The organism is Clostridium sp. (genome assembly GCF_051278035.1).
GTDB lineage: Bacteria > Bacillota > Clostridia > Clostridiales > Clostridiaceae > Clostridium_AD.
This window is the reverse complement of the sequence record NZ_JBNMNU010000012.1, coordinates 24326-39781: the sequence shown is the minus strand read 5'-3', so window position 1 is coordinate 39781 and position 15456 is coordinate 24326. Positions and strand designations below refer to the sequence as shown.

13 protein-coding genes and 1 pseudogene are annotated in these 15456 nt (G+C 33.1%); 4 read left to right on the top strand and 10 right to left on the bottom strand.

Going from position 1 to position 15456, the window contains the following annotated elements; all coding sequences use genetic code 11:
* The 3 genes and pseudogenes from ACJAX4_RS03455 to ACJAX4_RS03445 form a co-directional block, all read left to right on the top strand.
* Window positions 1-389: pseudogene (locus tag ACJAX4_RS03455) on the top strand (hypothetical protein); the annotation flags it as partial.
* Between the two features lie 26 nt (window positions 390-415).
* Entirely contained in the window at window positions 416-1357 is a 942-nt protein-coding gene (locus ACJAX4_RS03450) for a thiamine pyrophosphate-dependent enzyme (RefSeq protein WP_435788057.1), read from the top strand.
* Between the two features lies 1 nt (window position 1358).
* Window positions 1359-1937: an indolepyruvate oxidoreductase subunit beta gene (locus ACJAX4_RS03445; protein WP_435788056.1), complete on the top strand. Its 579-nt coding sequence runs from the start codon at window positions 1359-1361 to the stop codon at window positions 1935-1937.
* A 128-nt stretch (window positions 1938-2065) separates the two neighbouring features.
* Here ACJAX4_RS03445 and ACJAX4_RS03440 read toward each other — a convergent pair whose 3' ends face one another.
* Window positions 2066-3355: an Nramp family divalent metal transporter gene (locus ACJAX4_RS03440; RefSeq protein ID WP_435788055.1), complete on the bottom strand. Its 1290-nt coding sequence runs from the start codon at window positions 3353-3355 to the stop codon at window positions 2066-2068.
* A gap of 198 nt (window positions 3356-3553) precedes the next feature.
* On the opposite strand from ACJAX4_RS03440, the gene ACJAX4_RS03435 reads away from it, so the two are divergent.
* Window positions 3554-4018: a metal-dependent transcriptional regulator gene (locus ACJAX4_RS03435; protein WP_435788054.1), complete on the top strand. Its 465-nt coding sequence runs from the start codon at window positions 3554-3556 to the stop codon at window positions 4016-4018.
* Between the two features lie 130 nt (window positions 4019-4148).
* On the opposite strand, the gene ACJAX4_RS03430 is transcribed toward ACJAX4_RS03435, so the two are convergent.
* The 9 genes from ACJAX4_RS03430 to ACJAX4_RS03390 all read right to left on the bottom strand — a co-directional run bounded on the left by ACJAX4_RS03430 (window position 4149) and on the right by ACJAX4_RS03390 (window position 15334).
* Window positions 4149-4526, bottom strand: coding sequence for a carboxymuconolactone decarboxylase family protein (locus ACJAX4_RS03430; RefSeq protein ID WP_435788053.1), 378 nt, complete (start codon window positions 4524-4526; stop codon window positions 4149-4151).
* Window positions 4527-4530: 4 nt separating this feature from the next.
* Window positions 4531-6156: a thiamine pyrophosphate-binding protein gene (locus tag ACJAX4_RS03425; RefSeq protein WP_435788052.1), complete on the bottom strand. Its 1626-nt coding sequence runs from the start codon at window positions 6154-6156 to the stop codon at window positions 4531-4533.
* 31 nt (window positions 6157-6187) lie between these two features.
* Window positions 6188-8446, bottom strand: coding sequence for an EAL domain-containing protein (locus ACJAX4_RS03420; RefSeq protein WP_435788051.1), 2259 nt, complete (start codon window positions 8444-8446; stop codon window positions 6188-6190).
* A 205-nt stretch (window positions 8447-8651) separates the two neighbouring features.
* On the bottom strand, window positions 8652-10940 hold the full coding sequence (locus tag ACJAX4_RS03415; RefSeq protein WP_435788050.1) for a xanthine dehydrogenase family protein molybdopterin-binding subunit: 2289 nt from the start codon (window positions 10938-10940) through the stop codon (window positions 8652-8654).
* On the bottom strand, window positions 10940-11392 hold the full coding sequence (locus ACJAX4_RS03410) for a (2Fe-2S)-binding protein (protein ID WP_435788049.1): 453 nt from the start codon (window positions 11390-11392) through the stop codon (window positions 10940-10942). The genes ACJAX4_RS03415 and ACJAX4_RS03410 overlap by 1 nt, the downstream gene beginning before the upstream one ends.
* Window positions 11383-12180, bottom strand: a complete 798-nt coding sequence (locus ACJAX4_RS03405; RefSeq protein WP_435788048.1) for an FAD binding domain-containing protein — start codon at window positions 12178-12180, stop codon at window positions 11383-11385. The genes ACJAX4_RS03410 and ACJAX4_RS03405 overlap by 10 nt, the downstream gene beginning before the upstream one ends.
* Window positions 12181-12451: 271 nt before the next feature.
* Complete coding sequence (dctP, locus tag ACJAX4_RS03400) at window positions 12452-13477, bottom strand: TRAP transporter substrate-binding protein DctP (RefSeq protein WP_435788047.1); 1026 nt, start codon at window positions 13475-13477, stop codon at window positions 12452-12454.
* A gap of 25 nt (window positions 13478-13502) precedes the next feature.
* The gene (locus ACJAX4_RS03395) at window positions 13503-14807 is read right to left on the bottom strand and encodes a TRAP transporter large permease (protein ID WP_435788046.1); all 1305 of its coding nucleotides are present in this window, start codon (window positions 14805-14807) and stop codon (window positions 13503-13505) included.
* Complete coding sequence (locus tag ACJAX4_RS03390) at window positions 14801-15334, bottom strand: TRAP transporter small permease (protein ID WP_435788045.1); 534 nt, start codon at window positions 15332-15334, stop codon at window positions 14801-14803. The genes ACJAX4_RS03395 and ACJAX4_RS03390 overlap by 7 nt, the downstream gene beginning before the upstream one ends.
* Window positions 15335-15456: the final 122 nt, after the last annotated feature.

Genomic DNA, 15456 nt, shown 5'->3' with positions numbered 1-15456 from the left:
TTAAATGTTTTTTCTTGAAATTTCTGCATCGTGCAGGCTTGTTTGCTATACCTATTTTTATCGCTACTTGCTCTCTTAACATAAAATTTATAGTTCTAGACGACTCCATACAAATTCAAGTTTTATATATTAGTTTCCGTGACTACTCTAATGCTCAGCAGTATTTCATGAAAGAAAGAATGGAAAAGCTTCAACTCTATAGTGAAGAATGTGAATATAATTACTTAGAGGAAGGAAAAGGCGATGAATTTTTAATCGTTACTTCAGGCCTTATTTATGAATCTTTAAAAGAACTAGAATTAGAAAACATAAGTATACTAAAATTAGGTATGATTTGGCCTCTTCCAATAGAAAAAATTAAAAAGCTAAGCAAAAATACAACAATATAATTGTTCTTGAAGAACTATTGCCTTTTATGGAAGAGGAGCTTAAAATCAATGGAATTACTGCAAAAGGGAAAGAATATTTCTCTTTCACTGGAGTACTTTCTATAGAAGATATAAAAAGAGGATTAAAAAAAGCAGGGATTTTGATAGATTTTACTGAAGTCGAAGCACCACAAAACGAAGAAATTATTACAAGAACACCTATGCTCTGCTCAGGGTGCCCTCACAGACCAATTTTTCATATTTTAAAAGCAAACAATGCAACTGTAATCGGTGATATAGGTTGTTATTCATTAGCAATACATGAGCCTTTTGAGGTACACAAGACAAACATAAGCATGGGTGCATCACTCGGAATGGCACTTGGCGTTGCTACTGTACATTCAAAAATAAATAAAGCTAAACCAATAGTTGCCACAATTGGAGATGGAACTTTCTTTCATTCTGGAATGACAGGATTTATACAGCTTGCGAAAACCACAGAAAATATCACTGTTATTATAATGGATAACAGAACTACTGCCATGACTGGTGGCCAAAACACGCCAACCACAGGAGCATATTTCAAAGAAGAACTTGGATATCATGCAAGTATACCTATTATTTTAAAATCATTCGGAATTGTGGATATTACTGTGGTAGACCAATTTAAATATAAAGAGACGAAAGAAATCATTAATAATGCAATGAAAAGACAGGGCCTTTCAGTAGTTGTTACAACTCGTCCCTGTGCATTAAATTTTAAAATTAAAAATCCTCATTTTTATGTAGATGAAAACATTTGTATAAGCTGTAGAAGTTGTTTGCGAACGAACTGTCCACCTATTTCCATGAAAATGTATCCTGAAAAGTCTAAAAAAAATTCATATATTAATCCCGACATGTGTGTAGGTTGTTCCGTATGTGCTGGAGTTTGCCCAGTTGGTGCAATAAAATGCAGTACCAAAAACGAACTAAAGGGAGTGAACTAAGATGAATGTTACGAATATTTATACGGCCGGTGTTGGAGGCCAAGGGTTGGTACTCACTACAGATATAATATCGGAAGTTGCTTTTTTAGAAGGCTTTGATGTAAAAAGCAATGACGTAATTGGACTTTCTCAAAGAGGTGAAAAAGTTTGGGGAAGCATACGCTTTGGCGAAAAAGTACATTCCTCATTAATCCCAAATGGTGAAGGCGATATATTACTTTCAATGGAAAAATTGGAGGGCTTAAGATGGTCTAGTGCTTTAAAAAAAGGTTCGAAAATTATATTTAATGAAGAAGTGATTTTCCCTAACAGAGTGCTTCTTGAAAAAGATGAATACCCCGAAAATATAAAAGAAAATTTAGTAGAAAAAGGATATGATGTTATTTCTGTAAGCGCAAAAGAAATTGGCAGATCACTTGGAAATATTAAAACGGGAAATATTATTCTTTTGGGCAAGTTATCTAACTATTTACCTTTCAAAGAAGAAACCTGGTTAAAAGTTATTGCAAAAAAAGTCCCACCAAAAACTGTAGAAGTGAATTTTTCTGCCTTTAAAGCTGGAAGGCAAGATACTACTTGAATCAATTGAGTTTTGTAATTTCGTACTGATTGACGTACAAAAGGCCACCTTCATACGGTGGCCTTTTGTAATATAAATATTAATTATTTATATTATTTAACCCTAAAGTGATTGTTATAGATACTTATTTAAACATTACCTGTAAATGTTAGGTATATGAGCACTACATTTAGTAAAATTATAACCGCAGCTATTAAAATACCAAAGAACTGTACTTTACGTGTATTAACTAAAATACCCATTAGGTCTTTACGTTTAGCTATAGTTAACATTTGAAATATTGGGAATGGTAGAATAAAACTAAGTGCAACCTGGCTCAAAACAAGAGCATAAATAGGATTAATTCCCAGAGCAATTATAATTAGTGCTGGCATCATGGTTATAATTCTTCTAACATTTATAGGTATGCTCAGATTAACAAAGCCCTTCATAATAGTCTGACCTGCCATGGTTCCAACAACAGAGGATGATAGTCCTGATGCAAGTAATGCTATTCCAAAGGCGCCACTTGATAGAGAACCTAATAATGGTTGTAAAGATGCATGAGCCTGTTCAATTGTAGTTACTATAACTCCATTTCTGTAAAAAACTGCAGCTGAGACGACAACCATTGCAGCATTTACAATAAAAGCAATATTCATAGCTATAGTAATATCTATTTTTTCCATTTTTAAATGTCGCAACTTACCTTCATTTGACTTATTAGTGCTTCTTTCCTGAACTAGCTGTGAGTGATAATATACTACATGAGGCATAACTGTTGCACCAAGCATACCTACCGCAATGAATACAGCAGCTCCATTGGGTAACATAGGAATTAATGTATGAATGCCCACCTCCGCCCAATCTGGTTTAGCAAGAAATACTTCTATTCCATATGCTATACTGATTACAGCAACAAGTACTGCTATTATGATTTCAATAACTCTCTGACCATACTTTTCCAAATAACAAATTATAAATGTTAAAAGTCCCGTTAGAAGTCCTGCATATATCATAGGTATATGAAACAACAAGTATAATCCTAATGTCCCCCCTAGGAACTCTGCCAAATCTGTTGCCATAGCACCTATTTCAGCGACAACCCAGAATATCCAGTTTACTGACCTAGGGAATACCTTAGCACACATTTCAGGTAAATTATGTCCCGTGGCTATTCCTAGTTTAGCAGACATAGTCTGTAAAAATATAGCAAGTATATTGCTCCATAAAATTACCCAAATGAGTGTATAACTAAATTGTGACCCACCAGTAATATTAGTTGCGAAATTACCCGGATCAACATATGCAACGCTAACAACAAAAGCAGGTCCTATATACTTCATTAACTGTTTTACCTTACTTAACTTTCCCATACCATTATTTGTACCGCTCTTGTGAGCAGATAAACTATCATTTATTAAGTTATCATTTTCCATAGATTAATATCACTCTCCATTTAGTTTTTTAGGTATAACTAAAATAGTTATACTTAATTAAATTTCTTAGACAGAACTAAATCTATTTCTGTAATACAAGTTATGTTGTTATTGTTTAAACGTTCCATTAAAGTAATTATGTTGTATGTTTAAGCATATACTTTATTTAACAGACTATAGCTTAAAGTAGGTGATAATGTGTTGAAAAAAGATTTTCATACTTTTAATGGATATATGAAAAAAGGGAAAAAATTTCTTACTCCATCTATGGAAGATTACCTTGAAATGATATATAGATTATCTTTGAATACAGGCTTTACAAGGGTTAACGAACTATCTAATGCACTTAATGTTAAAGCACCTTCGGCTACAAATATGGTACATAAATTAGCCGATCTTAAACTTTTAAAATATATAAAATATGGTGTTTTAGAACTAGAAGATGATGGAAAGAAATTAGGAAAGGTACTCCTTAATCGTCATAATACTGTAGAAAATTTACTCAGAATACTTGACGTTTCAGAGTCTGATGTTTTAGAAGAAACCGAAAAAATTGAACATACAATAAGTAATAAAACAACAAAATGTTTTCATAATTTCGTACAATTTATCGAAGATAATCCTCAGATATTAATTGAATTTAAAAGTTATAAAAAGGTTTAATGTATTTTTTTTTAATATAATACTACTTATTATAAAAGTGCATATAGAAAAAAGTCGTGAAAATATATATTTTCACGACTTTTATTCCTCATTATTGATTTTATAAGAACTTTGCCTAAACTCCAAAGTTTTAGTTTTTAGTTTCATTTTCTTTAAAAATTTGACCTGCAATAACTAATGCGCTGCATGCTTTGGGGAATCCTACATAAGCTGCACAATGAAGAATTATTTCCAATATTTCTTCTTGTTTTAATCCAACTCTAAGAGCTGAATTAATATGAAAATTCAATTGTTCAAATGCACCTTGAGTTATAAGCGCGGTTATAGTTACAACTTCTCTTAATTTCAGTTCCAGATTAGGTCTTGAATATATTTGTCCAAATCCAAAATCAACCATTCTATCTCCAAAGTCAGGAAATATCTCTTGTAAATGATTAATTCCTTTCATTCCCTCATCATCTGTCATTTGTTTAAGTATATCAATTCCCTTTTGATAATTCTTATTCATTTTATTATCCCCTTTCTATTGTTGGTGGTATTTCATATGGGTCAACCATAACTTCTATAATTACTGTTGCGCTATGTAAATTTGAATTTTCTAGAGCTTTCTTTAAATCAAATTGATTAAAACATTTGAATGACTTTATTCCCATAGATTGCCCAAATTTTTCAATATCTAGTGGTATATTATATTTTGTCCCTATTGCCTTCCCAAAATTAAGTTGCATTCCCTTATCAACCATATCTAATCTTCCGTTATTAAAAACAATAAAAGTCACAGGAATATTATAATTAGCCGCTGTAGACATTTCACTTCCATGCATAAAAACACATCCATCACCTGTTAAACAAATAATTCTAGCTTTATCATTGGCTAATTGCGCCCCTATAGAATAACCTATAGCATGTCCCATAGCACCAAATACATCGTCAAAAAAGAACGTACCAGGTTTTCTAATGTTAAAATATTTTATTGCATAGAATGTGTGACTTCCATCATCCCCAAAAATAATTGCATCATCCGGAAGTTCTTGTCTTATAACCTTTATAGCTTTTACGGCTGACATATAAGGATCAGTATCCTCCTGTATAATCTCTATTTCTTCATTTAATAGTTCGAATTTATTTTTTGTCACTTCAGAAACTTTGTTAAGCAGAAACCTTAAATTTATTTTAATATCTCCAATAATAGGTAGTGTTGGAACTACTAATGATTTTGCTATAAAAGTAGGTTCATAATCTAAATGAATAACTTCTTTAGGATAGCTATCAGATGATATGTCAACTAAAGACATATCCGATAATTTACTTCCAATGACAATCATTAAATCTACACCCGAATTAATATATTTCTTTGCTCTTAGAGTACCCCCAAGTCCCAATGCCCCAAGTGATAATGGATGATTTTCTTTAAATGTACCTTTGCCTCCTGGAGTGGTCATAACTGGTATACTCCACAACTCAGCAATTTTTTCAACTTCATCATAAGCTAAACTTGAATGTACCCCTTTACCAGATAAAATCACAGTTTTCTTTGCATTATCAAGTTTATTTTTAAATTCATCTAACCTAGAAGAAATAGATTCACATGCGTTAATAGGCAAATCTAGTTTAAATTCTTCTATTTGCTCATTTAGTATGTCAGAGGGTATTGATAAATGAACTGGTCCCTTAAGTCCATAATGAGCCTTTTCCAATGCATGCTGTAAATAACGCTTAAACTGATCCGGCCTTTCAACTCTAACACTAAACTTAGTCACAGGTTCAAACATTTTAACTAAATCAGTACCAAATAGTGTAGAATCTTGCCCTAAAGCCTTTCCTGCATCATTTATGGCTGGTTGCCCTGTAATAAATAATACCGGTAGATGATAGGCCTTTGCCTGGGCTGCTGACGTTAATAAATTTGTGCCACCAGGACCCGCAGTTGCAATTGCCACTCCCAGCTTTCTATTCATCATTGCATACCCCGCTGCAGCATAACCGCTACCGCCTTCATGCTTGTTTAATATGAAACTTATGCCTTGCTTATCCAATTCAACAATAAATGGTGCAATAGGCTTCCCAGGTATACCGAATACACACGTAACTCCCCATCTTTTAAAATGCTCTACTAAAATAAATGCAATACTTTTCAATTTTGTTTGCCCCCCTCAAGTGTAGATGATACTAATTTTTTTCTTTAAATTCATTTTGTAAATTATAAAATTCCTTTTCAAAAAAATCTGCAGGTATCGGCCTACTAAAAAAATACCCTTGTACAAAATCGCAATTACGTAGTTGTAAGAATTTCAATTGCTGTTCATCCTCAACTCCTTCTGCTATAACTTTAAGACCCATATTATGAGCCATAGATATTATAGTACTTACTATATTTGCATTGCTCTTATCAAGCATAATGTCCCTTACAAATGATTTATCTATTTTAAGATAACTCACGGGGAATTTTTTCAAATAATATAATGAACTATATCCAGTTCCAAAATCATCAATACTAATTCTAACCCCTAATTGTCTTAATTCTTTTAATTTTCTTATTGCGTAATTGACCTCCATTGTCATGCTTTCTGTAATTTCTAATTCCAAGCATTTAGGTTCAAGCCCGGTTTTAGATAATACATCCTTAACAACTTCCGTTATGTCACTTTTTAGAAATTGTTGTGCTGATAGATTTACGCTTACTTTTGATAATTGCAAGTCAATACTTTGCCATTTCTTTAGCTGAGAACAAGCTTCGCCCAGTACCCATTCACCTATTTTAGAAATTAGTCCTGTCTCCTCCGCTATAGGAATAAATTCATCTGGAAAAATCATTCCTTTTTCTTTATGCATCCATCTTATTAGCGCTTCGGCACCAATTATATTACCACTTCTTATATCTATTTGCGGCTGGTAATATAGTATAAATTCATTGTTTTCTAACGCCTTCTCTATGTCCATCTTTAGAGTTAATTTATCTATAAATGATTCTCTTAAACCCGGATCGTAAATAACATAGCCATTTCTTCCATTTGACTTTGCTTTATACATTGCATTGTCAACATAAATCAAACAATTCTCAGCATTTGTTTGATTTTCATTATATAATAAAATTCCAACACTAGCTGTTATATGCAACTTATAATCATCAATAATGAATATTTCAATAAAAGCATTCATTATTTTTTCTGCAAGTTCAATTGCTTGTTCTCTAGTTTTTATTTTATAACACAACAATACAAACTCATCTCCACTAAACCGAAAAACATGATCATTAGCGTTTGAACATTCTTTTAATACACTTGCAACTTCATTTAGTAATAGATCACCCTTAGAATGACCAAACATATCATTAATCATTTTAAACTTATCTAAATCTACGAATATGATTGCCATGTCCTCTGATGCACAAGTAAAATTGTCTATGTATTTATTTAGTATTTCTTTAAACCTTCTTCTATTTGGTAATCCTGTTAATTCATCGTGAAATGCCAAATAATTATATTTTTCTTCAGCTAAATATCTTTCTGTTATGTCCCTAATTTGACCAAAAGCGCCTATTACGTTTAAATTTTCATCATGAATAGGTTGTACATCGACAAGGCAAACATATTCTTCATTATTTTTGTTTTCGTATTTCACCTCAACATTTTCATGACATATTTGACTTTTTAAAACATCTTTAAAAAGGTAACTCATAAATTCCGAGCCATAAATAGTTAGCCCTATAACCTCTTTCCTTGTATATCCAGATAATTTTTCTGCAAAATAATTAAAATCTAGTACTTTCCCACTTGCATCAGTAATTATAATTGCGTTTCGATTATTACTTAGCATAATTTGATTCATTATATTGAGTTTATGATTTTGTTTTCTTAGTAATAGTTCACGTTCTATACCATCAACTACAGTAGTTAATGTAAGTAAGAAAAATGGGTTGTGAAGTATTACTGCAGTCATTATACATATGCTCCCTAGCAGATTATTAACATCTGTATAATGAAATGGCACTCCATAACAAGCACTGCCGTGTAATACTTCGTGGAAATGATTATTTCCTATTAACTGAAGCGGATGATTTTGCTTTAGCGTTAAGCTAACCACATTTGTACCCATGGCCTCTTCGCTAAATTGGATACCTGTCTTAATTCCTAGTTGAGCTATTGTTTCTTTTATTGTTTCGTCTCCTAGAGTATCTAATAAATAACCATTTTCATCTGATATAACTATTAATATGGGAGTACCTTCTAATGATTTTATTATTTTCTCACTAAAGAATTTTACAACCTCTAAAATTTCTTTATAGGATTCTTTTTTTTCTGAAAGGTCTAATTCTGACATGATGTTTGTTGGCACTCTAATTTCATTAGGCTCCATACCTAATTCAATACATCTCTCTTTAGATTCTATAATATAAATTGGCTCTTTCTCATATTTTCCCTTCATCATATGTTAACTACCTCCTAGGACACTAAAAAATTTGAAACCAATTATTCGTTTACCATTATCTACAACTATTTACCGTATAATAAAATTGTATTCTATATATGATACATTTACAAGAAAAATAGCTTTATCAATAGAAAAATATTCGCTTTTGTCGAATTTTTATAAAAAATAGTTAGATAATTAAAATAAAGCCCATTTCGGGCTTTTAGTTTTTGCAATATTTATGCATTTCCATATATACCTTTTCAGGAGTTATTGGCAAACTTCTTAAATTAACGCCTACAGCATTGTAAATAGCTGCGGCTATGGCAGGTGGTGGAGTATTTATTACTACCTCTCCAATAGATTTTGCTCCAAATGGACCAGAAGGCTCGTAGCTTTCCACAAAATCTACCCTTACGCTTTTTATGTCTTTTCTGCAAGGTATTTTATACTGCATAAAGGAATCCGTATCCATCTTTCCTTTATAATTATATCGAACCTCCTCATACATTGCCATCCCAATACCTTGAACTATTCCCCCTTCAACCTGAATTCTTGCTAACTTTGGATTTATAACAGTCCCGCAATCCACAACGGCCACATAATCCACAAGTTCAAATTTGCCAGTCTCTGTGTCCACTTCAACCTCAGCAAAGCCTGCTATAAAAGGTGGAGGTGAAATAGTACTCCCGTGGGTTGCATTTCCTACTAGTTGCCTATGCAAAGGACCTACTATAACCTTCTGGGAAAGTTCCCTAACCGTGATCTGAGTTTTTCCATCAACACTTCTTAATATCTGTCCCTCAAGTTCAACTTCATTAGCTGGAACTGCGAGTAATTCTGCTCCAGCCTCTTTTATTTTCACTAAAAGGTCCTCGGCAGCCTTTACAACTGCCATTCCTGTGACATAGGTAGTACTTGAAGCATAGGAGCCAGGATCATATGGACATACATCAGTATCCGCTGCTATAATTGTTATATTGTAAAAATCAGTATTAAGTACTTCTGAAGCCATCTGTAATAATATTGTATCACTACCTGTACCCATATCTGTTGAACCAGTAAGTAGAGTGTAGCTTCCATCATCATTTAACCTTATTTCTATAGATGCTGTATCAATATTTGCTATACCTGAACCCTGCATTGTTACTGCCATACCTATGGCCCTTACTTTATTAGGCGAAATTTGTATTGATGGGAACTTTTCCTCCCATCCTATTATTTTTTTCCCCTTTTCAATGCACTTATCAAGTGTTGAACTATAAAAGGTCTCTCCATTATACGCTATTGACTTTCCTCCCTTTTTCATAAGATTTTTCATTCTTATTTCTGTGGGATCCATATTAAGTTTACTGGCCAACTGATTAACAGCAGATTCAAGAGCAAATCCTCCTTGCGTTGCACCATACCCTCTAAGTGCCCCTGCTGGCATCTTGTTTGTGTAAACTACTTTACCGGAAAATCTTACTGCAGTTGTCTTATTGTAAAGTGGTAATGTCTTTTCACCCACTACCCAAAATGTAGTTGGTGCATGTTCTCCATAGGCCCCCGTATCTGATAGACCCTCTATATCTACTACTCTAATATATCCTTCATTATCTGCTCCCAGCCTTACTTTTAATCTCATGGCATGTCTACTAGAAGTGCAGCTGAAAGTTTCTTTTCTATCATAAACTATCTTTGATGGTTTACCTGTTTTTAAGGTAACTAATGCTGTAAATATCTCAACAGCAGCAGTTTGCTTACCTCCAAAGCCTCCACCTATTCTAGGTTTTATCACTCTGAGCTTACTTGAAGGTATTCCAAGCGCTCTTGATAAATGCCTTCTGACATGAAAAGGTATTTGAGTGGATGTTACCGTTATGAGTCTTTCTGCGTAATCAATATAACTGAAAGATCTATAGGTTTCCATCATTGCATGAGCCTGAGCCTGAGTGTAATAAGTTTCTTCTATAACTATAGAGCACTTTTTAATTTCCTCTTCTACATTACCAAACTCTACATCATGGGTAACTACTATATTTCTCTCTTTTTCCATGCCTAAGTTGATATTACAATGCAAATCTTCTTCATTATGAACTATTGATTTATGGTCTATAGCCTTTTCAAAATCTAGTACGGGCTCAAAGACCTCATATTCAACCTTTATAAGTTTCATAGCTTTTAGTGCTGTCTTTTCATCCTCAGCTGCTATTATAGCTACTTCATCACCTACATATCTTACTACCTTGTCTAATATAAGTCTGTCATATGGGGATGGCTCTGGATATGATTGTCCAGCTAATGTAAATCTATTATTCGGTACATCTTTATAAGTTAAAACACACTCAACGCCTACAATATTTTCTGCTCTAGAAGTATCAATTGATTTTATTTTTGCAAAGGCATGTGGACTTCTTAATATTTTAATTACTAATGCTTCCTTCATAACAAGATCATCTGTATATACTGGCTTACCAGTAGCAATGCTCATGCCATCTATCTTTTTATATCCTTTTCCTACAACCTTCATTAAGCCTTCACCCCCAAATACTTTTTAATAGCTCTTAATTGCCCCATGTACCCAGTACATCTACATAAATTACCTGCTAAATAATGATTTATTTGATCATCCGTTGGACTAATAAGTTCTCTTTTCATAGCTATTACTGTAAGCACAAAACCAGGACTACAAAATCCGCATTGCTCTGCTCCCTCATCCGTGAAAATCCTAGCAAATTTCTCTGCTTCATTTTGTACACCTTCAATAGTTATTATACTTTTCCCATGTGCCTTCACTGAAAGGGTTGAACATGAAAGGGTTGGCAAACCATCTATCCAAACAGTGCATATCCCACAGTTCGTGGTATCACAACCTCTTTTAACACTTAAAAAGCCCACTTTTCTAAGAGTGTCAAGTAAAAACTCATCTCCATTTATATGTAACTTATATTTTCTTTGATTTATGTTAAGCTCTATTTGCATGATGCCACCTCCATTACTACCCTTTTTACAAGCACCTTACAAATAGTTCTTCTATATTCAGCTGAACCCCTCATATTGCTTCCGAAAGTTAATTCCTCTGTAACCATTTGCGCTACTTCTTCAACTAGAATTTCACTAAACTCTTCCTTTGAAAGGAGGTTAGAAGCCTTAATAGCTATCATTGCAGTGTTGGGTCTTGCACCCACTACAATTCTCCATTTATTATCTAATTTTGACACCGTTAAATTTAAAATTGAAAAATCAGTTGAAGAATTTCTAAATGACTTATAAAGTGCCTTTGTAGCATTTTTTTTGATGAATATTCGAGTTAGGATATCCTTCTCATAGGGACTTTTTAAGAATTCATTAAGTGGCATTCTTCCAGCTTTATAAAGTTCTACTTCTGTGTCCAAAGCGAGAAGTGCTGTTATTACATCTGAAAATCCATATTTTGAAAATACAGCTGCTCCAATATTCACTACATTTCTAAATTGAATTCCTATTATGTTCTCTACAGCACTTGTTAATACACCATCAAACCGTTCACTTAGAAGAGGATTTATCTCAATATCCCTAAGAGTAGTTAATGCTCCAATTTCAATATAATCTTCAGTCTCATTAATATAGTTTAAATTTAATTTCGATAATTCTATTGCAGTTCCAATTTTCTTAGAACCCATTTTTAAAAATGCACATCCACCAAGAATTGCATTATTTTTTTTTAATATTAAAAATCTATATGCTTCATCTAAAGTCTGTGGTTGAACTAAATCTTTTATAGTAAACAATAAACTTCCTCCTTCGTTTTTCAGCTAATTCATGTTTATTATACCATGCTTTTAACTTAAAACGAATATTTTATACAAATCTTTGTTTAATGTTTACCTCTGTACGAACATTAGCTTTCTATATAAATATAACATTTGTAATAATTTTCTAGATATTGCTAATAACGAAAAGAAACCACTAAAATATAAATTTTAGTAGTTTTCTCATTTCTATGACCAAATTTTAATAAAGTCCTATCCCTTTTATTACATGTGTTCAAAAGAGAAAGATTTATTTTGTAATAGTATCAAATAACTCTGCTCCTATTTCATCTTTAATTACAGGCCATACTTCACTTTTAACCTTTTTAGCCATCACGTCTAGCTGTGCATCACTGTATTCAACAACTACAGTTCCACCTGCTTTTAATTTATCGATGAATTCTTGCTCTTCAGCTTCAGCACTTTCAAATCTCTCTTTTTCCATTTTTAAAGCTGCGTCTTCCACAACTTTCTTTTCTGCATCTGATAAGTCATTCCAAGTATCTTTACTCATGTATAGGAACCACATTTCGAAGTGATCATTCACAGGTAAGTAGTATTTTGTTAAATCTTTAAAGCTTGAGTAATATCCCTCTGCCCCTGAACCAATAGCACCATCGACAATACCTGTTTGCATAGCTGTAAAAGCTTCTGAATATGCAATAGGAGTTGCGATAAACCCTAATGCTTCAGCTGTTTTTTGATATGCTTCCATAGCAGGAACCCTAATTTTGATTCCTTTTGAAACATTAGGATTTGTAGGTTCTTTTGCTTCTTTAGCCAATGCAATCCCACCAAAATATTTCGGGTAAGTTCCAAGAAGCATAATATTTTCCTTATCAAACATTTTTTCTATTTCAGTAATTAACACGCTATCCCTTGCATATACTTTCCTCACATCATCCCATGTGCTTACAATATAAGGTGCGCTTGCAATTGCCATGGCCTTCGTTACACTTGTCCCCGCTGGTGCTAGTTGCATCGTAACATCTCCTAAAGCTACACGTTCTTGTACCACCGTATAGTTTCCTAAGGAACTGGCCGGATATATCTCAGTTGTTATTTTGCCTTCTGAATTAGTTTTTATATCCTCAGCAAAGGCTTTTATGTCTATATCTGTAGAAGTACCTTCTGGTCTAACATGACTGATTTTCCATGTTCTTTCTTTGCTTTCATTGACTTTTGCACTATCTCCAGTTCCTCCACAACCAACCAAAGTTAATACTAATGATAAACTTAATCCAAGCACCGTAATTAATTTACATTTTCTTTTCATTTTTAATCCCCCTTATTTTAAATTATTATGCTAACCCCATTAATTTGGGTAAGTATAATGAAAGTGATGGCCAAAATGTTGTTAAAAACACGACAGGTACATATCCAAATATCAAAAATACCATAGTAGGTTTTAATATTTCACTAAACTCACATTTTCCTATTCTCATGCCTAGATATAGAATACTAGCATAAGGTGGTGTAACTCCGCCCATAGCCAAATTCACTCCCATTATTGCAGCAAAATGTACTGGACTTATTCCTAATTGAGTAACTAAAGGTAGTAATAATGGTGCAACAAGAATCATACCTGTAATATCGTTTACAATCATTCCTACAAGGAATAGAAATACATTAATGATTATAAGAAGTATGATTCTATTTGAAGTAACACTAAACAATATTTGTATCAGTGCTTCTGGTACCTTTAATAACACGTAGGTTTGACTTAACATTAAAGTAAATATGATCATGGTCATGATCGCACCAATTGACGTTGCGGATTCATCCACTACACCTTTTAACTTTTTCATATTTAATTCTTTATAAACCCAAAACCCAATAGGAATAGACACAACCCCTGCAACAGCCGCAGCTTCTGTCGGTGTGAAAATCCCACCATATATTCCTCCTAAAATAATAATCGGTAATGAAAGAGCTGGTATTGCTTTAAACATTCTATTAATATTTCTTTTCATCTTTTCTTCTTTAGGAATATCTGGTGCCAAGATAATATCGGGTAACTTACGAACCCATATCATATTGATAACAGAAAAAGATATAATTATCATGATTCCAGGTCCAACAGTTGATAAGAATGCTGCTAAAATTGATGTATCTGTAACCCATCCATAAAAAATCATAATAACACTAGGAGGAATCAATAATCCAAGTACTGAAGATACAGTAACCAATGATGTGGCATATCCTCTAGGATAACCTTGTTCCACCATTCTTGGAATCAAAATAGGTCCAGTTGCAGCAACCCCAGTAAAACCACTTCCTGAAATGGCCCCAATAATTGCACAAGTTAAAACAGCCACAACACCTATTCCTCCTTTGATTTTTCCTACAAGTATATCTGCAAAATTCAATAAATGCTTTGCAATACCGCTAGATCCCATAATCATACCAGCTAATATGAACAATGGACTGGCTATCAAAATTGGACTAATCATTTGATTAAATCCCCATAGCATCATACTTTGCATTGAAGCCCCACCAAAAATTGCCATGAAAGCCAATGCTCCGCCAAAACAAAAGGGTAACGGTATACTAAACATTAGTAAAATCACAAGAAAAATCACATCAAAAAGAACTATAGTTAACATTTTACGCCCCCTTTACTTTTATACCCTAAATGCCCTCTGAGAATTTGCACCATATCATATAGTTCTATGCCCGCATACATTGTCATTAAAAATAGTCCTATAAAAAGTGCACTTTCACCGAAAAACATTGGTATATGAAGAAGGTCACTTATTTTCCACATTTTTAAAGAATATGCAAAATACCACCAGGCCCAATATGTCAACCACACGCTGACTATAAAAGCTACCGAAGTTTTAATGACTTTAAATATCGCTATACTTTTTTCCTTCTTAATATACAATGATAAAATACCACATTCTATGTGATTTCTCTCCCTTGATGCATTTGAGCCACCTAACATATAAAGCCATATGGTAGGAAAAAGCATTAATTCCTCAATTCCCATAAGAGGCAGATGTAGCACATATCTCAAAATAACTTGCACAGTTACCAATAATGGTAAAGCAAATATTAAAACCATAAGAATTTTTTGTTGGATTTTAGCAAGCACTTCGAGTATCCTATCACTAATAGCTAACTTGTCCATTTTATTCCCCCCCTTGATATTTTGCGTTTAAGATATTGATCATGAATGATTAAGAAATTTGTTTGTTTAAAAATCATACTGTTCAGTTGTCCTACTTCTAATATACCATACTTTTCCAATTT

Coding starts and splice junctions, on each gene's coding strand:
- ACJAX4_RS03450 (WP_435788057.1), top strand. CDS start 416: ATGGAAGAGGAGCTTAAAATCAATGGAATTACTGCAAAAGGGAAAGAA.
- ACJAX4_RS03445 (WP_435788056.1), top strand. CDS start 1,359: ATGAATGTTACGAATATTTATACGGCCGGTGTTGGAGGCCAAGGGTTG.
- ACJAX4_RS03440 (WP_435788055.1), bottom strand. CDS start 3,355: ATGGAAAATGATAACTTAATAAATGATAGTTTATCTGCTCACAAGAGC.
- ACJAX4_RS03430 (WP_435788053.1), bottom strand. CDS start 4,526: ATGAATAAGAATTATCAAAAGGGAATTGATATACTTAAACAAATGACA.
- ACJAX4_RS03420 (WP_435788051.1), bottom strand. CDS start 8,446: ATGATGAAGGGAAAATATGAGAAAGAGCCAATTTATATTATAGAATCT.
- ACJAX4_RS03415 (WP_435788050.1), bottom strand. CDS start 10,940: ATGAAGGTTGTAGGAAAAGGATATAAAAAGATAGATGGCATGAGCATT.
- ACJAX4_RS03410 (WP_435788049.1), bottom strand. CDS start 11,392: ATGCAAATAGAGCTTAACATAAATCAAAGAAAATATAAGTTACATATA.
- dctP (WP_435788047.1), bottom strand. CDS start 13,477: ATGAAAAGAAAATGTAAATTAATTACGGTGCTTGGATTAAGTTTATCA.
- ACJAX4_RS03395 (WP_435788046.1), bottom strand. CDS start 14,807: ATGTTAACTATAGTTCTTTTTGATGTGATTTTTCTTGTGATTTTACTA.
- ACJAX4_RS03390 (WP_435788045.1), bottom strand. CDS start 15,334: ATGGACAAGTTAGCTATTAGTGATAGGATACTCGAAGTGCTTGCTAAA.